Origin of the sequence: Halomonas alkalicola (genome assembly GCF_030704205.1) — a bacterium.
Lineage (GTDB): Bacteria > Pseudomonadota > Gammaproteobacteria > Pseudomonadales > Halomonadaceae > Halomonas > Halomonas alkalicola.
In genome coordinates this window covers 3,402,660-3,424,331 of the sequence record NZ_CP131913.1, presented here as the reverse complement: position 1 = coordinate 3,424,331, position 21,672 = coordinate 3,402,660, and the positions used below count along the sequence as shown (strand labels likewise).

The following is a 21,672-nucleotide window of genomic DNA, read 5'->3' as shown; positions in this document are numbered from 1 at the left end:
ACATTCATCGACGTTTACACTAGCGCTTGCTTGGTTGACCCTGAGAAAAGCACAGCCCCGCCAGTGGGTCAACGCAGCGCGGGCCAACGCGCGATCTCGACTTACAATCACAAGGCGGCTCCATCGGGAACCGCACGCCACATCGGGAGAATCACCATGAGCCACTCCAGCGATATCGTCTTCCTCTCCGCCGCCCGCACCCCCATGGGGGGCATGCTCGGCAGCCTGTCGACCATGACCGCGCCTGAGCTCGCCGCCGTTGCCATCCGCGCCGCCATCGAGCGCGCCGGCATCGACGCCGCCAGCATCGACGAGGGCATCCTGGGCTGCGTGCTGCCCGGCGGCGTCAAGCAGGGCCCGGCCCGCCAGGCCATGCGCCAGGCCGGCATTCCCGATGCCATCGGCGCCACCACCATCAACAAGCTGTGCGGCTCCGGCATGAAGGCCACCATGCTGGCCCACGACCTGATCCGCGCCGGCAGCGCCGAGGTGATGCTGGCCGGCGGCATGGAGTCCATGTCCAACGCCCCCCATGTGCTGACCAAGGCGCGCACCGGCTACCGCCTGGGCCATGGGGAGTTGAAGGACCATATGTTCCTCGACGGCCTGGAGGACGCCGAAACCGGCAAGCTGATGGGGGTCTTCGCCCAGGACGTCGCCAGCGCCCGCGACTACAGCCGCGAGCGCCTGGACGACTTCGCCATCGCCTCGCTGGAGCGCGCCATGGCGGCCACCAATGCCGGTCACCTGGACGCCGAGATGGCCCCGGTCACCGTCACCACCCGCCAAGGCGAGAGCGTGGTGAGCCACGACGAGCAGCCCTTCCAGGCCAAGCTGGACAAGATTCGCTCGCTGCGCCCCGCCTTCGCCAAGGAGGGCACCATCACCGCAGCGAACTCAAGCTCCATCTCCGACGGTGCCTCGGCGCTGATCCTGGCCAGCCAGGCAGCGGCGGATCGCCTCGGCGCCAAGCCCCTGGCGCGCATGCTGGGCCACAGCACCCACTCCCAGCACCCCAGCGAGTTCACCATCGCTCCGGTGGGTGCCATCGACAAGCTGATGAAGACGCTCGGCTGGGGCGTGGATGACGTCGACCTGTTCGAGATCAACGAGGCCTTCGCGGTGGTCACCCTGCTGGCCATGGACGGGCTCGACATCCCCCACGACAAGGTCAACGTCTTCGGCGGCGCCTGCGCCCAGGGCCACCCCATCGGGTCCACCGGCTCGCGCATCATCGCCACCCTGATCCACGCCCTGCGCACCCGCGGCGGCAAGCGCGGCATCGCGAGCCTGTGCATCGGCGGCGGCGAGGCCACCGCGGTGGCGGTCGAGCTGATCGACTGATGGAGGTCCTCACCCTAGAGACCCCGGGGGGCGGCATCCACGCCGTCCGCCGGCGGCCGGAGACGACGTCGGCGGCGCAGAGCCCCATCGTGCTGCTGCACGACTCGCTGGGCTGCGTGGCGCTGTGGCGCGGCTTTCCCGACCGGCTGGCCGAGGCCAGCGGCCGCGAGGTGATCGCCTACGACCGGCTCGGCTACGGCGAGTCGTCGCCCTGTCTCGGCCCCCAGCCGGCCACCTTCGTCGCCGACGAGGCCAATGGGACCTTCGCCACCCTGCGCGAGAGCCTCGCGCTCGAGCGCTTCGTGGCGCTGGGCCACAGCGTGGGCGGCAGCATGGCCATCGAGGCGGCGGGACGGCACGCCGACGGCTGCGAGGAGCTGATCACCGTGGCCGCTCAGGCCTTCCTCGAGCCGCGCACCCTGGCCGGCATCCGCGAGGCGGAGGCGGCCTTCGCCGAGCCGGACGCGATGCGACGGCTCGCGCGCTACCACGGCGACAAGGCCGAGTGGGTGCTGAGAAGCTGGGTCGACAACTGGCACTCCGAGGCCTTCGACGACTGGCACCTGGACGACGCCCTGGCGCGGGTACGCTGCTCGACCCTGGCGATCCATGGCCAGCACGACGAGTTCGGCTCCCTGGCCCAGCCCCGGCGCATCGCGTCCCGGACCCCCGGGCCCGCCGCGCCGAGCCTGCTGCCCTGCGGCCACGTGCCCCACCGGGAGTGCCCCGAAGCACTCGTGGCCATCGTGGCGGCGTTCCTCTCCCACCCCTGATCAGCGCCGCGGCGCCACCAGGCGGTCGAGACGCAGCCGCTCGCGGTCGTCGAAGAGCCGCCGGCTGCCCGCGGCCACCGCCGCCAGGGTGCCGAAACCGGTGCCCAGGGTGATCGCGAACATGATCAGGATCTGATACTTCACCGCCAGTCCCGGTGCGGTGCCGGCCAGGATCTGGCCGGTCATCATGCCGGGCAGGCTGATCACCCCGGCGGCGGCCATGGCGTTGATCATCGGCATCAGGCCGCTGCGCATCGCCTCGCGGCGGATGTCGCCGATCGCCACCTGCCAGGGCTCGCCGAGCATCAGGCGGTTCTCGATCACCGCCCGCTGGCGCCAGGCGCTGTCGGTGAGGCGATCCAGCGCCAGGGCCACGCCGGTCATGGTGTTGCCGAGCAGCATCCCCAGCAGCGGGATGGCGTACTGGGGCCGGTACCAGGGGTCGGGGCCGATGATCACGGTGAGGGCTAGCACGGTCACCGTGAACGAGGAGAGAAACATCGCCAGGGTGCCGATCCCGAAGGCCCAGCCGCCGCTCAGGCGCCGCTTCTGACGCGCCATCACCTCCCGGCCGGCGATCAGCAGCATGGCCAGCGCCATCAGCACCACCCACAGCAGCCGTTCGGCGGCGAACAGCGCCTCCAGCACCAGGCCGATCAGCCCCAGCTGGATCACGGTGCGAGCCGCGGCGATCAGCAGGCTGCGACTCATCCCCAGGCGCAGGGCCGCGGTACAGCCGGCCAGCCCCACCACCATCAGCGCGGCCAGCGCCAGCTGCCACCAGGCCAGCGGTATCACCTCCATGGCGCCACCTCCTCTGCCCTGAGCTCGGTGCCGTCGATCCGCCAGTGGCGGCTCGCCACCCGGGCGATCTGGCCGGGGTCGTGGGCCACCCAGAGCACCGGCCAGCCGCGCTGACGGGCATGGCCCATCAGCCACGCCTCGACCCGGCGGGTGGTGGCGTCATCGAGGTTGGCCGTGGGCTCATCGAGCAGCAGCGCCGAAGGTCCCTGAGCGATGGCGCGCAGCAGCGCCAGGCGTTGCTTCTCCCCCGAGGAGAGCCGTGACACCTGCCAGCCCAGCACAGACGCCTCGAAACCCAGCGCCGCCAGGTCCTCGGCGGCGGGAAACGCCGGAAGGTGCTCGCCGACGCTGTCCGCCCACCACTGGCTCTCCGCCGGCACCAGCATCACCCGGGCGCGCCAGGCATGGGCAGGCAACGACGACTGGGCGACCTCCCCCAGCCACACCTGGCCGGCATGGGGCTCGAGGTCGGCCACGGCGCGCAGCAGCCGGCTCTTGCCGGAGCCGCTGGGGCCGGAGAGGCAATGGATGTCGCCGGCGGCGACGCTCAGCGACACGGCCGATAGCGTGCCGATGCCGATGCCGTCGAGTCGCAGGGTCGGGCTGGTGGTCACGGGGCATCCTCAGCGTCAGGAGGCTGCATGATAGCAGGCCCGGGGAGGTTATCGGTGGGAAGGGCAAAGCCTGCTAGGTGTAGGGTCCCCGATGATCATCCAGACGGTGCTGATCTTCTTTATCGCCTACGGTAGAGGCGCCTCACGGAAGGCCTGATCAGCACAGCGTGGCACACCGCTCCGGCCGATTGCCCATCCCCGCCAGGCGCTGCTGCAGCAGGGCGAGCCGCGCGGCCTCGCCCTGCTGCGCGGCGACGAGCACCGCCTCGACCCACGCCGGTAGCCCCTCGGCCAGGCGATAGTAGACCCACTGCCCCTCGCGGCGATCGCTGAGCAGCTCGCAGGCACGCAGCTGGGCCAGGTGCCGCGACACCTTGGGCTGCGACGCGCCCAGCGCATGGGTCATCTCGCAGACGCACAGCTCGCCCTCCCGATGGATCAGCAGGGTGACCAGCAGGCGAGTGTCGTCGCCCAGGCACTTGAGCAGGCGAGCGGGTTCGAGAGCAATCAAAGCGTTCCTCGTAGGGGGGTTCCAAAAGATCAATCCTACGCCAAAGCCCACCGGGTCGACAGCAACCGGGGAGGTCGCGATGGCTCAGGCGGGCCGACGCAGCGCGGGCGGATCCTCGCCGTCGCTGGCCAGCCCCGCTACCGGAATGCCTAACGCCTGCAGCGCCGCCAGGGTGCCACCCTCCTCAGCCGAAGCGCCCGGTGATGTAGTCGTGGGTGCGCTGGTTACTGGGGTTGGTGAAGATCCTGTCGGTCTTGTCGACCTCCACCAGGTCGCCCATGTGAAAGAAGGCGGTGCGGTCGGCGACGCGCGCGGCCTGCTGCATGTTGTGGGTCACCATGACGATGGTGTAGCTGTCGGAGAGCTCGTCGATGAGCTGCTCGATCTTCGCCGTGGCGATAGGGTCCAGGGCCGAGCAGGGCTCGTCCATCAGGATCACCTCGGGGCTGATCGCGATGGTCCTCGCGATGCACAGGCGCTGCTGCTGGCCGCCGGAGAGCCCGGTGCCAGGCTGGTCGAGGCGGTCCTTGACCTCCTCCCAGAGCCCCGCCTTGCGCAGGCTGCTCTCGACGATGTCATCGAGCTCCGCCTTGCGCCGGGCGAGGCCGTGCAGGCGCGGCCCGTAGGCGATGTTCTCGTAGATCGACTTGGGGAAGGGGTTGGGCTTCTGGAAGACGATCCCCACCTGGGCCCGCAGCAGCAGCACGTCGAGGTTGGGGGCGTAGATGTCCTGGCCCTCCAGGGTCACCTCGCCCTCCACCCGGCAGCCCGGGATGGTGTCGTTCATGCGGTTGAGGCAGCGCAGGAAGGTCGACTTGCCGCAGCCCGAGGGGCCGATGAAGGCCACCACCTCGTTCTCGAAGATGTCCACGTCGATGCCGTGGAGCGCCTCGGTCTCGCCGTAGTGCACCTTGACGCCGCGGGCGCGCATCTTGATGCGATCGGAGGCCTTGCTGGTCCGGCTCTCGCCGAGGCCGGTGGGTACCGGGGTGCTGGTTACCATGTTCATTTACCACCTCGTCTCGAATCGCTTGCGCAGCCAGATGGCCAGCGCATTGAGGCTCAGCATCAGGCCCAGCAGCACGATGATGGCTGCCGAGGTGCGCGCCTCGAAGAAGTTGCGCAGTTCGTTGCCCTGCCACAGGTAGATCTGCACCGGCAGGGCCGTGGACTGCTCCAGGGGGGTGCCCGGCACGTTGGCGACGAAGGCGTTCATGCCGATCAGCAGCAGCGGCGCCGTCTCGCCCAGAGCCTGGGCGACACCGAGGATGGAGCCGGTGAGGATCCCCGGCAGCGCCAGCGGCAGCACATGATGAAAGACCGTCTGGACCTTCGATGCGCCGATGCCCAGTGCCGCCTGGCGGATCGAACCGGGAATGGAGCGCAGCGAGGCCCGGGTGGCGATGATGATGGTGGGCAGGGTCATCAGGGTCAGCACCAGGCCCCCCACCAGAGGCGCGGAGAGCGGCAGCCCCAGGTAGCCGATGAAGATCGCCGCCCCCAGCAGGCCGAAGACGATGGAGGGCACCGCCGCCAGGTTGTTGATGTTGATCTCGATCAGGTCGGTCAGGCGGTTCTTCGGCGCGAACTCCTCCAGGTAGATGGCGCTGGCCACGCCGATCGGCACCGAGAGCACGATCACCACCAGCATCATGAACAGCGAGCCCATGAAGGCGCCGGCCAGGCCCGCCGAGGCCAGCGAGCTGCGCGAGTCAGTGTTTAGGAAGAGCGCGGTGCTGAAGGCGTTGGTGATCACCCCGCGGTCGTATAGCTCGTCGGCCCACTCCCGGGTCTGGGGGCTGAGCTGCTGCTGATGATCCGGCAGGCTGCGGTCGATGTTGCCCTTCAGCCAGACGTCGACGTTGGCCGAGGCCAGCATCTTGACGGTCACCGTCTGCCCCAGCAGCGAGGGGTCCTCGATGAAACGGTCGCGCAGGGCATGGCGCTCACCGGAGGTGATCAGGGCGCGCAGGTCACGGGTCTGGCGCGACTCGATCTCGCCGAGCTCGGTCTTGAGCGCCTCGTCGATGATCTGCTGCCAGTTGACCAGGCCCACCTGGCTCATCCAGGCCAGCTCGCGCTCGCGGAAGGCACTGGCGCTCTCGCCGGAGGCGCGCACCGGCTTCTCCTCGACCCGAATCAGTTCGGGGTCGAAGTGGACGTCCAGATGGAAGGTGGCCTGCCAGAAGGCCGGCACCCCGCGGGAGAGGATGCTGGCGAACAGGATCAGCACCAGGCCCATGCCGGTGACCACCGCCGCCAGGCCCAGGCGACGGAAGCGTCGCTCGCGGGCGTGGCGCCCCGCCAGGGAGGCCTCGATGGTTTCCAGCCGCTGGCGGCTGCGTTCTTCGATGGTGAGGGTGTCAGTGGTCACGGGCGGTTACTCGTATTGCTGGCGGTAGCGGCGCACCACCACCAGGGCGATGACGTTCAGTCCAAGGGTGATGACGAACAGCGTCAGGCCCAGGGCGAAGGCCACCAGCGACTGGGGGCTGGCGAAGTCCATGTCGCCGGTCAGCTGATTGACGATGGTCACCGTGATGGTGGAGACCGCCTCGAAGGGGTTGGCGTGCAGCACCGGGTTGTTGCCCGCCGCCAGCACCACGATCATGGTCTCGCCGATGGCGCGGCTGGCGGCCAGCAGGAAGGCGCCGACAATGCCCGGGAGCGCCGCCGGCAGTACTACCTGCCGAATGGTCTCCGACTTGGTGGCGCCGAGGCCCAACGCCCCGTCGCGCAGGGCCTTGGGCACCTGGGTGATGATGTCGTCGGAGAGCGAGGAGACGAAGGGGATGATCATGATCCCCATCACCAGGCCCGCGGTGAGCGCGCTGGTGGTGCGGATGCTGATGCCCACCATGTCGCCGAGCCCGGAGAGGAAGGGGCCGATCACGATCAGGGCGAAGAAGCCGTAGACGATGGTGGGGATGCCGGCGAGCACCTCGATCACCGGCTTGGCCACGTTGCGCAGCCAGGCCGGAGCGTACTCGGCCATGTAGATGGCGGTCATCAGGCCCAGGGGCACGGCGACCAGCATGGCGATGGTGCTGACCATCAGGGTGCCCCACAGCAGCGGCAGCAGGCCGAACTCCCCCTGCCCCGCGTCGCCGGCGGTGCTGAAGCGCGGGTTCCAGGTGGTACCGAAGAAGAAGTCCATCGGGCTGATGAAGCGGAAGAAGTTCATCGCCTCGCCCACCATGGAGAGCACGATGCCCACGGTGGTCAGGATGGCGACGCCGGAGCAGAGCGCCAGCGTCACGGTGATCACCCGCTCGACCTGGTTGCGGGCACGCAGCTGCGGTGAGATCCGGCCCCGCGCCAGCACCAGGCCGGCGGTGGCGACCACCGCCATGGCGGCAATGGCGATCAGCCGCCCGAGCTGCTGCAGGCTGGCCATATGGGCCGCAGCCGCCAGTTCGATATCGCTGGGCGTGCCGGAAACGGCACGCTCGGCGGCCAGCGCCGAGACGCGGCGCAGGAAGGTGGAGAGCTCCCGCTCGCTGAGGGTCGCCACCTCGGGGGGCAGCTGGCGAACCACCAGCAGCTCCACCAGCGAGGCGCCCGCCAGGCTCCAGAGCAGGAACAGGGCAAAGGCCGGCAGGCCACACCAGAGGGCCACCAGCATGCCGTAGTAGCCGGGACGCGAGTGCAGTCGCACGCCGTCGGTTGCCACCGCACGACTGCGCGTCAGGCCGACCTGGTGGGGCAGGGCCATGACGATCAGCAGGATGGCGATCAAGGCAAGGTTATTCATGGGTTCCCCGCATAGGCGAACCGGGGCAGGCGCCTGCCTGCCCCGGGAATCACGGCCTTACTCGACGCTGACCAGGGTGCGGGCCTGGAACTGCTCCAGGGCCTCGGCACGCTCCTCGTCGTCCAGCGGGATCAGGCCGGCGTCCTCCAGCGGGCTGCCGAAGCCGGAGACCATCTCGTTGAGGAAGAACTCGGTGTACTCGGCCAGGCCCGGGATCACGTCGAGGTGCTCGCCCTTGACGTAGAAGAACAGCGGGCGGGAGACCGGGTACTCGCCGGAGCCGATGGTCTCGAGGCTCGGGGTCACGCCGTCCACGGTGGCGACCTGCAGGCGGTCGCGGTTCTGGTCGTAGAAGCTCAGGCCGAACACGCCCACCGCATCGGACTGGGCGTCCAGGCGCGCCAGGGTCTCGGTGTAGTCGCCGGCGATCTCGATGATGCGGCCATCGCCACGCAGGGCGTCACAGGCGTCGCCTTCCATCTCGTAGCTGTCGCAACCGATGTGCAGCACCTTCTCCTCGAACACCTCGCGGGTGCCGTGGTTGGAGGCCGGAATGACCAGCACGATCTCCTGATCCGGCAGGTCGGCATCGATCTCGGACCAGCGGGTGTAGGGGTTGTCGACCAGCTCACCGTCGACACGCACCTGCTGGGCGGCGGCGGCGAAGACGTGGGCCGGGGTCAGAGCGAAGCTGCCGCGGTCGGCGCGAGAGGCGAAGACGATGCCGTCGTAGCCGAACATCACCTCGAGGACCTCGTTGACGCCATTGGCCATGCAGTTCTCCAGCTCGGCGCTGCGGATCGCGCGAGAGGAGTTGGCGATGTCGATGGTGTTCTCGCCGACGCCCTGGCAGAACTGGCGCAGGCCGCCACCGGAGCCACCGGAGCCCACCACCGGGGTGCTGAACTGCGGGAAGTTGGCACCGAACTCTTCGGCCACGATGCTGGCGAAGGGCAGGACGGTGGATGAACCAGCGATCTGGACCGTGTCGCGCGCCATGGCAGCGGTGGAGACACCGACGGCCAGGCCGGCAGCCAGGGCAACGCTCAGGGTGCGCTTGTTGACGTTCATCGTGAAGATCCTCTCTCTGCGTAGGGGCCGGTGGACTCGGGTCCTTCGGCTTCGGGTCGACTGTGTCAGCCGTTCGCAGTGAGGAGTCTGCAGGGTGAGGGTTTCAGTTATGTGACATGGATGTGTCCGAACGATGTCATAGCAACAGGCCCAGCGCTGCCAGGGTGCAGAGCGAAAGCGAGGCCCCCTGAAGCAGGCGTCGATCGAGGCGATGGGCCACCCGGCCGGCAAGCCAGCTGCCGGCCAGCACCCCCGGGGCGAAGGTCAGCGCCACGCCGAAATGCCAGGCCCTGAGCAGCCCGCCAAGGCCCAGGGTGACGAGCGTCATCAGGGCGGTGACCACGAAGAAGGCCGAGAGGGTGCCGCGCAGGCGGTCCGGGGAGAAGCCGTGGAGCAGCAGCACCAGGGGCGGGCCGCTCAGCGCGGCGATGGTGCCGAAGATGCCCGAGAAGACCCCGGCGCCGAACAGGGTGGCGCGATTGACCGGCAGCCGGAAGCGGAACAGGGTCACCGCCACCGCGAAGAGCACGCTGCCGGCGATGAGCTTTTCCAGCACCGCCATGGGCGCGGCCAGCAGCAGCCAGAGTCCCAGGGCGTTGCCGGGAATCCGCCCCACCAGGGCCGTGGCGATCTCGCCCGGCTGCACCTCGCGCCAGTAGTGGCGCAGGGTGGTAAGCGCCACGGTGAAACCGAACAGCACCAGCACCACCGGCACCAGGCGCGGCTCCAGCAACAGCAGCAGCGGCGCCCCCCCCACCGCCAGGCCGAAGCCGGTGCTGCGCTGCACGAAGGCCCCCAGGGCCAGCGTAGCGGCGCAGCCGAGCCACACCGGCAGCGTCATGTCGACGCCGGAGAGCAGCAGCTCAACCATGGCCGGCCCGCCCCGCCAGCCGCCTCAGCCCCAGGTTGCCCAGCAGGGCGGCGCCGAGCATGGTGCCCACCATGGGCCAGGCGCTGTCCACCTCGAAGGCCCCCACCAGCACCCCGGCCAGGGCCCCGCAGGAGAACTGGATGCTCCCCCGCAGGGCCGCTGCCGTGGCGCTCATGTGGTGAAAGTGGTCGAGCAGCGCGGAGATGGCGTTGGGGGCCACCAGCCCGATGGTGCCGGCGAACACCATGACCAGCGGCACCACGGTCCAGAGCGACTCCAGCCCGCTGGCCAGCACCAGCGCCAGGCCGAGGGCCACCCCCAGCTGGATCCCCAGGCCGAGACGCAGGTTCTGCTGGGGCGAACGCCACCTCAGCAGCCGGATATTGAGCCGGTTGGAGGCCGCCATGGTGACCACGTTGAGCCCGAACACCAGCGGATAGAGCCCGGGGGAGAGACCGTAGTGCTCCAGATAGAGGAAAGGCGAGGCGGTGATGAAGGCGAAGAGCCCCGCGAAGGACATGGAGGCGGCGCTGATGTAGCCCATGGCCTCGCGGTGGCGCAGCACGCTCGCGTAGTTGGCCAGTACCTGGCGCGGCGAGGCGACGAGCGACCCCGGGGCCCGGGTCTCCGGCAAGCGGGTACCCAGCAACCACATCAGGAAGGCGGCATAGACCGCCAGGAAGACGAAGATCAGCCACCACTCGCCCAGATAGAGCAGGCCGCTGCCCACCAGCGGGGCCACCAGCGGGGCCAGCAGCATGATGATCGCCATGGTGGACATCACCTTGGCCGCTTCGCGGCCGCTGAAGCAGTCGCGCACGATGGCCGCCGAGTTGACCACCGTGGCCCCACCGCCCAGGGCCTGGACGAAGCGCCAGGCGAGCAGCTCGGACAGCGAGCCCACCGTGGTGATGGCCAGGCTCGCCAGCAGGAAGACCACCAGGCCGCCGAGCAGCACGGGCTTGCGGCCGATGCGATCGGAGAGCGGCCCGAACAGCAGCTGGCCGAGGGCGAAACCGGCCAGGAAGGCGGAGAGCGAGAGCTCGGTATGGTGGATGCTGGCGCCCACGGTATCGGCCAGGGCCGCCATGGCGGGCAGGTAGGCGTCGATGGCAAAGGGCGCCAGAGCGGTGTTGGCGGCCACCAGCAGCGCCACGCGTCGGGCGTCGAGGGTCAAGGAGACTCCTTGGCATGTCTTGGCATGTATAGATAGGCCGCTAATCATAGCCTATCGTCGCCTTCCCTGCCGGTCCCTGTTCCCTGTCATACTGGCTTGATAGAGTGATCTTCCCCTTTCCCCAGGAGCCCTACCCCATGGCCGACGACCTGCTCTCGCAACTCCGGAAGATGACCATCGTGGTCGCCGATACCGGCGACATCGACGCCATCCGCCGGTTCGAACCCACCGATGCCACCACCAACCCCTCGCTGATCCTGCAGGCCGCCCAGCTGAAGGGGCGCCGCGAGCGCCTGGCCGAGATCGCCCGCCGCGCGACGGACCTCGATGACGCCCTGGACGCGGTGGCGGTGGAGATCGGCAGCGAGATCAGCTCCCTGGTGCCGGGCTATGTCTCCACTGAGGTGAGCGCCAGGCTCTCCTTCGACACCGACGCCACCCTGGCCCGGGCCCGCTCGCTGATCGAGCGCTACGCCCGCCACGGCATCGGGCCGGAGCGCATCCTGATCAAGATCGCCGCCACCTGGGAGGGCATCCGCGCCGCCCAGCAGCTCGAGCGCGAGGGCATCCACACCAACCTGACCCTGCTGTTCAGCTTCGCCCAGGCCCAGGCCTGCGCCGACGCCGGAGTGACGCTGATCTCCCCCTTCGTGGGACGCATCCTGGACTGGCACAGGGCCCAGTCGCCGGAGGCCGACTTCAGCGGCGACCGCGATCCCGGCGTGCAGTCGGTCAAGCGCATCTACGAGCACTACAAGGGGCATGGTTACCACACCATCGTGATGGGGGCGAGCTTTCGCAACGCGGGGGAGATCCTGGCGCTGGCTGGCTGCGACCGACTGACCATCTCCCCTGCACTGCTCGGCGAGCTGGCCGACACCCGCGGCACCCTCGAGCGCCGCCTGGTCCCCGAGGACGCAGAAACCAGCGGCCTCGAGCCCCTGGACGAAGCCGAGTATCGCTGGCACATGAACGAGGACGCCATGGCCACCGAGAAGCTGGCCGAGGGCATCCGCAAGTTCATGGAGGACCAGCGCAGGCTGGAGGCGCTGCTGGGCGAGCTGCGCCGGGCGTAGCGACGCGGAGGGAGAAGGCCCGGATCAGTGGGGGTGGGAGGTGGCCTCCTGGGCCTCGAGCATCTCTACAAGGGGCTGGAACTCCTCCCGGTTGTGCTCGTTCATGCGCATCAGGATGCGATGGGCCTCGAGGATGCGCTGGCGGGTCTCCTCCACGTCACAGGGGATCTCCGGCAGGTCGCACAGCTCGCACACCTCGGTGATGGGCGCCTCCACCTGGGTGAAGTAGCGAGCGAAGCCCATGACGTCGAGCATGCGCTGGATGTCGGGATTGTCGGCGACGATGGTGGGGCGCTCGGCCAGACGGCCTTTCACCGCCATGGCCACCTTGGCCAGAAAGCCCAGTGCAGTGGAGTCCACGTTGGTAGCATCGCGCAGATCGATGATCAGCGTGGTGAGCCCGGGGGTCTGGGCGAGCTGCTCGGCCTGGCGGTCCAGGGTCGCGCAGAGGGTCAGGCGCACGTCGCCACATAGCTTGAGGACGAAGACGCCAGCGTCGAATGCCGCCTTGATGCGCCCTTCAGAAATCAACATTGCCAAATCCGCTCAACATCATGATCGTCAGGTCGTCGGGCAGTGCCTCGATGGCCGTATTCATACCGACATCGTCACCGCTGGCCAGATGGCCGAGGGCCAGACTGGCCCGCAGGTCTTCCAGCGTCTCGCTGGCCAGCACCCGCTGCTCGAGCTCCCTGAGCCGCGTGTCGAGCGTTTCGCCCGGCAGGCATTCCAATACTCCATCCGAACACAGCCAAAGGCGGAAGTTCTCGGGCAGCGAACACCCCAGGGTGGGGTAGTCGGCACCGGGAAACAGCCCCACCGGCATGCCCTCGCCGGACAGTGGCCGGACCTCGCCATCCGCCACCAGCAGGGGCATGGGCAGCTGTGCGCCCAGCGAATAGTGCAGATAGCGGCGCTCGAGGTCAATGACCCCGACGAACAGGGTCGCATGCTTGCCGATGCCGGTGTCCAGCAGCTCGCGGTTGAGATCGCTCAGCCAGCGCGGTGGCAGGGCCTCGGGCGCGGTGCCGTCCCACTCGCCCTGCCAGCGGTTGGCCAGGTACTTGAGCAGCACGGTGACGAAGGCCGAGGAGGTACCATGGCCAGAGACATCGGCAAAATAGAACAGCAGATGGCGCTCGTCCAGGCGCTGGAAATCCAGGAAGTCGCCGGAGAGATAGAGCCAGGGGGCAAACCAGTAGTCGCAGGTGACGCCCCCCGAGGTCTGGGGGCGCGGCGGCAGCAGCTTGCGCTGGATCTGGCCGCCGGCCTGCTGGTCGAGGCGCAGCATCGCCAGGTGGGTCTCCAGGCTCTCGTTGAGCTCTTCGAGGCGCGCCTGATCCTCGCGCCGCGCCTCCTCCAGGCGGCGCAGCTCGATCACCTTGCGGATCATTCGCCGCAGCAGCTGGCCGTGGCGCAGCGGCTCGACGATGTAGTCGACGAGGCCGGCATCCACTGCGGAGAGCAGCCCGGGGGACTCGCGGCTATCGCTGACCACCAGGGTCGGCAGGCGCGCGCAGAGCGGCGCCCACTGCTCCTCGGAGAGCGCCCGGGCATGGGCCACCACCAGCGAGACCCCCGCTGGCAGCTCATCGGGACTGTCGGCGGCGATCACTGCCAGGCCATCACGGGCGATGGCCTCGGCCAGGGCGTTGCGCGCCGGGCCGGGGGCGTCGATCACACCGATCAGCTGCTTGGGACGGTCCATGGAAAGGGGCCTCAGTCGGAGAAGGCGTCATCGACGTCGGCGTCGTCGAAGTCCGCGTCGTCGAAATCCGTGTCGTCGAAATCGAAGTCGTCCATGGCGAAGGGGTCATCGCCCGTCTCGCCGTCATTGATCTCGAAGCGACGCCGCTGCAGCCAGGCATCGCGGATGAAGCTGTAGCGGTCGCCGCGGATCAGCTCCTCCTGGTCGAGCAGCCCCGCCCGGGTATCGATGATGCGCAGCGCAGTAAGGCCGAGGCGCGTCTCGTCATCCTCGATGTAGGTGGTCGGATAGCTGTACATGTCGGCGGGCAGGCCACCGGTATCGCGCACCGTGCTCGGTCCCAGGAGGGGCAGCACCAGGTAGCGTGACTCCTCCCACCCCCACACGGCCAGGGTCTGGCCGAAGTCCTCGTCGCGGCCGGTGATCTCCATATGGGTGGCGAAGTCCCATAGGCCGCCGATGCCGACGGTGGTGTTGATCAGGAAGCGCGACATGGCGATGCCCGCGTTGCCCGGCTTGCCCTGCAGCAGGCTGTTGATCGCCGTGCGCGGCTCGCCCAGGTTGGAGAAGAAGTTGCCCACCCCGGTCTGCACCGGCTGGGGCGTCACCGCCCGATAGCCCCGCGCGGTGGGCTTCAGCACGGCGCGATCCAGCGCATCGTTGAAGGCGAACACCCGCCGGTTGAAGCCCTCCCAGGGGTCATCGGGATGGCGCTCCTCGATGGTCGCGGTGCTGGCGCAGCCGGCCAGCATCGCCACGGCCAGCAGACCCGCCGCCGCCCTGCCCCACCTTCCTGTCGTAGTGGCTGTCATCCTGCTCTCCTTGCGGCTCGTTTCGCGAATGGTTGGCTGGGCGTCAGACACGTTTCACCACCACGCTGCCGGCGCTGTAGCCCGCCCCGAAGGAGCAGATCACCCCCAGCGCTCCGGCGGTAAGGTCATCATGGTGCAGGTGGAAGGCGATGATCGAGCCCGCCGAACTGGTGTTGGCGTAGCGGTCGAGGATGATCGGCGCCTCCTGCTCGCTGGGCTCGCGGCCCAGCACCCGGCGGGCGATCAGGTCGTTCATGTGGCGGTTAGCCTGGTGCAGCCACATCCGCGCCAGGTCGTCGCCGGAGAAGCCCAGCGCCTGCAGGTGCTCCCCGATCAGCGCCGCCACCAGGGGGCAGACCTCCTTGAAGACCCGCCGGCCCTCCTGGACGAAGAGCTTGTCCAGCGCCTGGGGGTCCGCGTCGGTGACCCGGTTGAGAAAGCCGGCGTTGTTGCGGATGGCATTGGAGAAGCGCGTCACCAGGCGCGTGCCGAGGATCTCGAAGCGCGCCTCACTGGTGGCCAGGTCGTCGCGCTCCAGCACGATGGCGGTGCAGGCGTCGCCGAAGATGAAGTGGCTGTCGCGGTCGCGGAAGTTGAGGTGCGCCGAGCAGATCTCCGGGTTGACCACCAGCGCCCGGCGGGCGCTGCCGGCGCGGATGGCGTTGGCCGCAGTCTCGATGGCGAAGGTGGCCGAGCTACAGGCCACGTTCATGTCGAAGGCGTAGCCGCCGGCGCCCAGCGCGGCCTGCAGCTCCACCGCCACCGCCGGATAGGGGCGCTCCAGGTTGGAGCAGCCGACGATCACCAGGTCGATGTCGGCGGCCTCCACCCCGGCACGGGCCAGGGCCTGGCGGGCCGCCACGGCCCCCATCTCGCACTGGATGGAGGGCTCGTCGTTGCTGCGCTCGCGCAGCCGAGGGCGCATGCGCTCGGGGTCGAGGATGCCCTCGGCATCGAGCACATGGCGGCTGTGGATGCCCGAGGCCTTGACGATGAACTCGCTGCTCGAGTGCGCCAGGCGCTCCTCGATGCCGGCCTCGGCACGGCGCGCGTTCTCGGCGTCCACCCAGGCATTGAACGAGGCCACCAGGGCATCGTTGTCGATGGTGTGCTCCGGCGTGAAGAGTCCTGTGCCGGTGATCACGACGTTGGTCATACGTTCTCCCTTTCACGGCGAAAGCCGCCAAGGCCGCTCGCCGCGGCCGCTGTTCATGCGGGCGCTCAGGGGCGCCCGGTGATCTCCGCCCAGCGCTTCTCGAGACGCTTGGCAGAGACCGCAAATTTCGTGCCCAGCTGCTGGGCGAAGAGCGAGACACGCAGCTCCTCGATCCACCAGCGGAACTCGGCCAGCGCCGGGGGCGCCATGCCGCCGCGCCGCTCGCTCTGAAGGCGGGCCTCGAGGCGCGCCTCCAGGGCCTGGATCTCCTGCATGTGCATCTGGTCGCGCAACCGCTCACGGGGCGCCTTCTCCAGGCGGATCTGGGCCGCCTCCATGTAGCGCGGGTACTCGTCGAGCCACTCGCCGGCCTCGCTGACGAAGCCGGGGTGCACCAGCCGCGCCATCTGTCCCTTGAGGTCACTGTATACCAGCGCCAGCGCCAGGTTCAGGTTGCCCTTCAACGCCTTGGTGACCGCCAGGTGGCCCTTGAGGGCGGCCTCCAGGGTGACCACCAGGGCCTCGGCACGGGGCAGGAGCTCGGCTCGGGTCGCCGCCAGGCGCGCCTCGAGCTCGGCCGCCGAGCGCGGCAGCGGGTCCTGCGCCACCCCCCGGGTGAACACCGCCCGCACCACGTCGTCGGTCAGCTGGCGCTTGCTGCCCACCTTGGCAAACAGCAGCGCACAGGTGCCGAGCCCCTTAAGGCGTTCGATCTCGCGCACCTGGTCGGGCAGGCGGCGCATGGCCAGGCGCACGATGCCGTCGCGATGGGCCTCGCGGGCCTTGTCGGGGTGGTCGAAGAGCTCGACCCGGAAGGCCTCCCCCTCCGGCACCAGGGCCGGGAAAGCCTCGACCCGGATGCCCGCCTGGGTGGTCACTCGCGACTCCGGCAGCGCGGCCTCGGGCAGCCCTTCCACCGGCGCCTCCAGGCGTGCCTCGGCGGCCAGCGCCCGGGCCCCCTGCCCCGCCGCCGCCTCGAAGCGGCGTTCCAGCTCGCAGGCATCGCGGCCCTGGCCCAAGGTGTTGCCCTCATGGTCCACCACCCGCAGGTTCATCACCAGGTGGGGCTCGAGCTGGTCACGCTGCCAGTCGTCGGGGTGGAGGCGCACCCCGGTGCGCCGGCGCAGGAACTCGCCCAGCGCCTCGGTGAGGGGCACGTCGTCGGGGACGAGGGTCTCCAGGGCGGCATCCACCCAGTCGGGAATCGGCACCACCTGGCGGCGAATCGCCTTGGGCAGCGACTTCATCAGCGCGATGCACTTCTCGCGCAAAAGGCCCGGCACCAGCCACTCGAGCCGCGCCAGGGGCAGCTGGGGCAGCATGGCGGCGGGCACGGTGAGGGTCACCCCGTCGTCCTGGGCGCCGGGCTCGAAGTGGTAGGCAAGCGGATAGCGCACCCCGTTGAGGGCCAGCTCGTCCGGGTAGTCGGCCTCGGTGACCTCGCTGGCCTCCCGGGCCAGCAGGGCGGCGCGGTCGAACTTGAGCACCGCGGGGTTCTCGGCCTCGGCCTGCTTGCGCCACGCCTCGAAGCCCTTGCCGTTATGTATGCCCTCGGGGAGGCGCTCGTCGTAGAAGGCGAAGAGGGTCTCCTCGTCCACCAGGATATCGCGACGCCGGGCCCGGTCCTCGAGGTCCTCGACCTCCTCGACCAGCGCGCGGTTGTGGGCGAAGAAGTCGCCGCGGGTGCGGAACTCCCCCTCCACCAGGGCGCGGCGAATGAAGAGCTCGCGGGCCTCGGCGGGCGCAATGGGGCCGTAGTGTACCCGCCGCCCGGCCACGATGGGCAGCCCGAACAGGGTCACCTGCTCCTTGGCGATCACCTGGGCACGCTTCATCTCCCAGTGGGGCTCGGCGTAGCTGCGCTTGACCAGGTGCCCGGCCAGCGGCTCGATCCACTCGGGGTCGATCTTCGCCACGGTGCGGGCGAACAGTTTCGTCGTCTCCACCAGCTCGAAGGCCATCAGCCACTTGGGCGACTTCTTGCCGAGCCCCGACCCCGGATGGATGACGAACTTGCGGTTGCGCGCGCCCAGGTACTCGCGGTTCTCGGTGAGAAGCCCGAGGTGGGAGAGCAGCCCGGGCAAGAGCGCCCGGTGCAGGGTGGCGGCCTGGCGGCGACGGCGCTCCTGGCGCGCCTTCTCTTCATCGCCCTCCTCGGCGCTGCCCTCCTCGGAAACCGGCCAGGGCGCCGGCGGCGGCACCTCGATCTGCATGTCGCGCAGCAGCTGGCGCAGCTGGCGGAAGGTGTCGTGCCATTCGCGCAGGCGCAGGTAGTTGATGTAGTGCTCCTTGCACCAGCGCCTGAGCTGGTTGCCGGAGAGCGCCTCCCGGGCCGCCTCGACGCCGTCCCAGAGGTTGAGCAGCGCCACGAAGTCGGAGTCCGGGTCCTGCCAGCGGCGGTGGGCCTGGTCGGCGGCCTGGCGCTTCTCGGCCGGGCGGTCGCGGGGGTCCTGGACGGCGAGGCCCGCCACCACGATCAGCACTTCGCGCAGGCCGCCCTGCTCGGCGCCGGCCAGTACCATGCGTGCCAGGCGCGGGTCGATGGGCAGCCGGGCCAGCTTGCGGCCGGTCGGGGTGAGTCGCCCGCCCTCGTCCACCGCGCCCAGTTCGAAGAGCAGTCGGAAGCCGTCGGTGACGAAACGCGAATCCGGCGGGTCGACGAAGGGAAAGGCCTCGATGTCGCCGAGGTTCAGCGAGAGCATCGAGAGGATCACCGAGGCGAGGTTGGTGCGGCGGATCTCGGGGTCGGTGAACGCCGGCCTGGCGAGGAAGTCCTCCTCGTCATAAAGGCGGATGCAGACCCCCTCGGCCACGCGGCCGCAGCGCCCCATGCGCTGGTTGGCGCTGGCCTGGCTGACCGGCTCTACCGGCAGGCGCTGGATCTTGGCCCGGTAGCTGTAGCGGCTGATGCGCACCAGGCCAGGGTCGATCACGTAGCGGATGCCCGGCACGGTCAGGGAGGTCTCGGCGACGTTGGTGGCCAGCACGATGCGCCGCCCGGCGTGGGGCGCGAAGACGCGATTCTGCTCGGCATTGGAGAGGCGCGCATAGAGCGGCAGGATCTCGGTGCCGCGCAGGTCGGCCCGGCGCAGGGTATCGGCGGTCTCGCGGATCTCCCGCTCGCCGGGCAGGAACACCAGGATGTCGCGGGGGCCATGGAGCCAGCGCTTGTCGCGCTCGATGCGCTCGATCTCCTCCACCGCATGCAGGATGCCCTCCTGCAGGGTGCGATCCTCCTCGTCCTCGGCCTCGCGCACCAGCGGGCGGTAGTGCAGCTCCACCGGGAAGGTGCGTCCGGAGACCTCCACCACCGGTGCCGGGCGGTCGGGCGCCTCGCCCCTGCCGGGCCGGGAGAAGTGGGCGGCGAAGCGCTCCACATCGATGGTGGCCGAGGTGATGATCACCTTGAGGTCGGGGCGACGCGGCAGCAGGCGCTTCAGGTAACCGAGCAGGAAATCGATGTTGAGGCTGCGCTCGTGGGCCTCATCGATGATGATCACCTCGTAGCGGGTGAGATCGGGATCGTGGCGCGTCTCCGCCAGAAGGATGCCGTCGGTCATCAGCTTGACCAGGGTCTGGTCGCTGCTCTGGTCGGTGAAGCGCACCTGGTAGCCGACCTGCTCCCCTAGCGGGGTCTCGAGCTCCTCGGCCAGCCGCGCGGCCACCGAGCGCGCCGCCAGCCGCCGCGGCTGGGTGTGGCCGATCAGCCCGCGGCGACCCAGCCCCAGCTCCAGGCAGATCTTGGGCAGCTGGGTGGTCTTGCCGGAGCCGGTCTCGCCAGCCACCACCACCACCTGGTGGTCGCGCAGGGCGTCGAGGATCTCCTCGCGGCGCTCCGCCACCGGCAGCTCGGGGGGATAGTTGAGCGTCACCGGGCGGGCCGCGCGTCGCGCCACCGCCTCCCGGGAGCGCGCCACGGCCTGCTCCACCTCGCCCAGGCCGCGATCCACCGGCTTGCCCTCCTTCAGCCGCCGCGCCAGGCCGTGCAGGCGCTTGTCGAGCGACGCGCGGTCACGCAGCAGCACGCCGTCGAGGGCCTGGCGCAGGGCGCGCAGGCGGTCGGCATCGGTCAGGGCATCGGTGGCGAGAGAAGGGTCGGTGGTCACGTCGGACACGGCGGCTCCGGGGGTGGAGGGCAACAAAGGAAAACTGCCCGCACCGGGGAGCCGGAACGGGCAGGTCATTGTAACGCCGCCGCCTGGGCGGCGCCTAATCCGGGCCATTGAGGCTGGCTATGGCCCGGCCAGGCAGCGGCTATCGGCGGTTCAGGAAGCGGCCTTGGCCTTCTCGCGCTCCTCATCGCGCAGCTGACGGCGCAGCACCTTGCCGACATTCGTTTTCGGGAGCTCGTCGCGCAGCTCCACGTACTTGGGCACCTTGTAGCCGGTCAGCTCCTTCTTGCACCAGGCGCGCAGCTCGTCGGGGTCGAGGTCATCCGTGCGTGGCACCACGAAGAGCTTGATCGCCTCGCCGCTGCTCTCGTCCTCCACGCCGACCGCCGCGGACTCCAGCACGCCCGGATGGGTGGCGACGACATCCTCCACCTCGTTGGGGTACACGTTGAAGCCCGAGACCAGGATCATGTCCTTCTTGCGGTCGACGATGCGAATATAGCCGTCCTCCTGGAGCACCGCGATGTCGCCGGTGTGGAACCAGCCGTCGTCGTCGATCACCTTGATGGTCTCGTCGTCGCGGTTCCAGTAGCCCTTCATCACCTGGGGCCCCTGCACGCAGAGCTCGCCCGGCTCGCCGAAGGGCAGGTCGTTGCCGTCGGCATCCACCACCTTGACCCGGGTGCCGGCCACCGGCTTGCCGATGGTGCCGAGCTGGATGGCGTCGACCGGGTTGAAGCTGACCACCGGCGAGGTCTCGGTGAGCCCGTAGCCCTCGGCGATGTCGCAGCCGGTGACCTCCTTCCAGCGCTCCGCCGCCGCCTTGGTCAGCGCCATGCCGCCGGAGATGGTCAGGTGCAGCTTAGAGAAGTCCAGGGCGCGGAAGTCCTCGCGGTTGCACAGGGCGTTGAACAGGGTATTCAGGCCAATGAAGGCGGTGAACTGGAGCCCCTTGAGCTCCTTGACGAAGTTGGGCAGATCGCGCGGATTGGTGATCAGGATCGAGTGGTTGCCGGTCTCCATCAGGAACAGGCAGTTCACCGTGAAGGTGTAGATGTGGTATACCGGCAGCGGCGCGATCACCACCTCTTCGCCGTTATTGAGCCCCTTGCCGATCGCCTCCCCGGCCTGGAGCATGTTGGCGACCAGGTTGCGGTGGGTCAGCATGGTGCCCTTGGCGAGGCCCGTGGTGCCCCCGGTGTACTGCAGGGCGGCGATGTCATCCAGCTCGCGCTTGACGTCGCGGTGCTGGCGGGCGGCCCCCTCCTTCAGCGTCTGCCGGAACGGCGTGTGGCCGGGAAGCCGATAGGCGGGCACCATCTTCTTGACGTGCTTGACCACCAGGTTGATCAGCGGACGCTTGGGGAAGCCGTGCAGGTCGCCAAGCTGGGTCACCACCACGTGCTGGATATCGGTGCGGTCGAGGATCTTCTCGAGCTTGTCGGCCATGTTGGCCAGGATCACGATTGCCTTGGCGCCGGAATCCTTGAACTGGTGGGCCATCTCCCGCTCGGTATAGAGCGGGTTGGTGTTGACCACCACCATGCCCGCCCGCATGGCGCCGAACACCGCCACCGGGAACTGCAGCACGTTGGGCAGCTGGATGGCGATGCGGTCGCCGGGCTGCAGGGTGGTCTCGTGCTGCAGCCAGGCGGCGAAATCGCCGGAGAGGCGGTCAAGATCGGCGAAGCTCAGGGTCTGCCCCATGCAGCTGAAGGCCGGCTTGTCGGCATAGCGCTTGACCGCCGCCTGGAAGACATCGTTGACCGATCCGTACTCTTCCATCCCCTTGAGCTCGGGGCCGGACAGGATCGGGGCGTTGGCATGCTCACTCATCACGTCTCTCCGCTGAGTCGCCGATGGACCACCGGCGCTTGTTGTTGTCCCGG

The 21,672-nt window shown here is 69.2% G+C and carries 18 protein-coding genes; 3 read left to right on the top strand and 15 right to left on the bottom strand.

Annotated elements, in window-relative coordinates:
* Window positions 1–156: 156 nt before the first annotated feature.
* Complete coding sequence (locus B6N23_RS16115; protein WP_305500697.1) at window positions 157–1,344, top strand: acetyl-CoA C-acyltransferase; 1,188 nt, start codon at window positions 157–159, stop codon at window positions 1,342–1,344.
* Window positions 1,344–2,117: an alpha/beta fold hydrolase gene (locus B6N23_RS16110; RefSeq protein WP_305500696.1), complete on the top strand. Its 774-nt coding sequence runs from the start codon at window positions 1,344–1,346 to the stop codon at window positions 2,115–2,117. Before B6N23_RS16115 ends, B6N23_RS16110 begins: the two co-directional genes overlap by 1 nt.
* On the opposite strand, the gene B6N23_RS16105 is transcribed toward B6N23_RS16110, so the two are convergent.
* The 9 genes from B6N23_RS16105 to B6N23_RS16065 form a co-directional block, all read right to left on the bottom strand.
* Window positions 2,118–2,921: an ABC transporter permease gene (locus tag B6N23_RS16105; RefSeq protein ID WP_305500693.1), complete on the bottom strand. Its 804-nt coding sequence runs from the start codon at window positions 2,919–2,921 to the stop codon at window positions 2,118–2,120.
* Window positions 2,912–3,535 carry an ABC transporter ATP-binding protein gene (locus B6N23_RS16100; protein WP_305500689.1) on the bottom strand — a complete coding sequence of 208 codons (624 nt, stop codon included), beginning with the start codon at window positions 3,533–3,535 and terminating at the stop codon, window positions 2,912–2,914. Before B6N23_RS16100 ends, B6N23_RS16105 begins: the two co-directional genes overlap by 10 nt.
* Before the next feature lie 157 nt (window positions 3,536–3,692).
* Window positions 3,693–4,043, bottom strand: coding sequence for a metalloregulator ArsR/SmtB family transcription factor (locus tag B6N23_RS16095; protein ID WP_379688279.1), 351 nt, complete (start codon window positions 4,041–4,043; stop codon window positions 3,693–3,695).
* 187 nt (window positions 4,044–4,230) lie between these two features.
* Window positions 4,231–5,055, bottom strand: coding sequence for a phosphate ABC transporter ATP-binding protein PstB (gene pstB, locus B6N23_RS16090; RefSeq protein WP_439649828.1), 825 nt, complete (start codon window positions 5,053–5,055; stop codon window positions 4,231–4,233).
* A complete protein-coding gene (pstA, locus tag B6N23_RS16085; RefSeq protein WP_169958713.1) occupies window positions 5,056–6,420 on the bottom strand; it encodes a phosphate ABC transporter permease PstA in 1,365 nt (454 codons plus the stop codon).
* A gap of 6 nt (window positions 6,421–6,426) precedes the next feature.
* A complete protein-coding gene (gene pstC / locus B6N23_RS16080) occupies window positions 6,427–7,800 on the bottom strand; it encodes a phosphate ABC transporter permease subunit PstC (RefSeq protein ID WP_305500683.1) in 1,374 nt (457 codons plus the stop codon).
* 57 nt (window positions 7,801–7,857) lie between these two features.
* On the bottom strand, window positions 7,858–8,871 hold the full coding sequence (locus B6N23_RS16075; RefSeq protein WP_119020500.1) for a substrate-binding domain-containing protein: 1,014 nt from the start codon (window positions 8,869–8,871) through the stop codon (window positions 7,858–7,860).
* Between the two features lie 136 nt (window positions 8,872–9,007).
* On the bottom strand, window positions 9,008–9,742 hold the full coding sequence (locus B6N23_RS16070) for a sulfite exporter TauE/SafE family protein (RefSeq protein WP_305500679.1): 735 nt from the start codon (window positions 9,740–9,742) through the stop codon (window positions 9,008–9,010).
* A complete protein-coding gene (locus B6N23_RS16065; RefSeq protein WP_305500677.1) occupies window positions 9,735–10,919 on the bottom strand; it encodes a Bcr/CflA family multidrug efflux MFS transporter in 1,185 nt (394 codons plus the stop codon). Before B6N23_RS16065 ends, B6N23_RS16070 begins: the two co-directional genes overlap by 8 nt.
* A gap of 137 nt (window positions 10,920–11,056) precedes the next feature.
* On the opposite strand from B6N23_RS16065, the gene tal reads away from it, so the two are divergent.
* Window positions 11,057–11,995: a transaldolase gene (gene tal, locus B6N23_RS16060; protein ID WP_305500675.1), complete on the top strand. Its 939-nt coding sequence runs from the start codon at window positions 11,057–11,059 to the stop codon at window positions 11,993–11,995.
* A 24-nt stretch (window positions 11,996–12,019) separates the two neighbouring features.
* On the opposite strand, the gene B6N23_RS16055 is transcribed toward tal, so the two are convergent.
* From B6N23_RS16055 to B6N23_RS16030, 6 genes are all read right to left on the bottom strand, one after another.
* Window positions 12,020–12,529 (bottom strand): STAS domain-containing protein, encoded by a 510-nt coding sequence (locus tag B6N23_RS16055; protein WP_305500673.1) that lies wholly within the window; start codon window positions 12,527–12,529, stop codon window positions 12,020–12,022.
* Window positions 12,516–13,703: a PP2C family protein-serine/threonine phosphatase gene (locus B6N23_RS16050; protein ID WP_305500671.1), complete on the bottom strand. Its 1,188-nt coding sequence runs from the start codon at window positions 13,701–13,703 to the stop codon at window positions 12,516–12,518. Before B6N23_RS16050 ends, B6N23_RS16055 begins: the two co-directional genes overlap by 14 nt.
* Before the next feature lie 11 nt (window positions 13,704–13,714).
* Window positions 13,715–14,515 carry an MlaA family lipoprotein gene (locus tag B6N23_RS16045; protein ID WP_305500669.1) on the bottom strand — a complete coding sequence of 267 codons (801 nt, stop codon included), beginning with the start codon at window positions 14,513–14,515 and terminating at the stop codon, window positions 13,715–13,717.
* Between the two features lie 43 nt (window positions 14,516–14,558).
* Entirely contained in the window at window positions 14,559–15,671 is a 1,113-nt protein-coding gene (locus B6N23_RS16040; RefSeq protein WP_305500668.1) for a beta-ketoacyl-ACP synthase III, read from the bottom strand.
* Between the two features lie 65 nt (window positions 15,672–15,736).
* A complete protein-coding gene (gene hrpA / locus B6N23_RS16035; protein ID WP_379688228.1) occupies window positions 15,737–19,786 on the bottom strand; it encodes an ATP-dependent RNA helicase HrpA in 4,050 nt (1,349 codons plus the stop codon).
* A gap of 150 nt (window positions 19,787–19,936) precedes the next feature.
* Window positions 19,937–21,619, bottom strand: coding sequence for an AMP-binding protein (locus B6N23_RS16030; protein ID WP_110069802.1), 1,683 nt, complete (start codon window positions 21,617–21,619; stop codon window positions 19,937–19,939).
* Window positions 21,620–21,672: the final 53 nt, after the last annotated feature.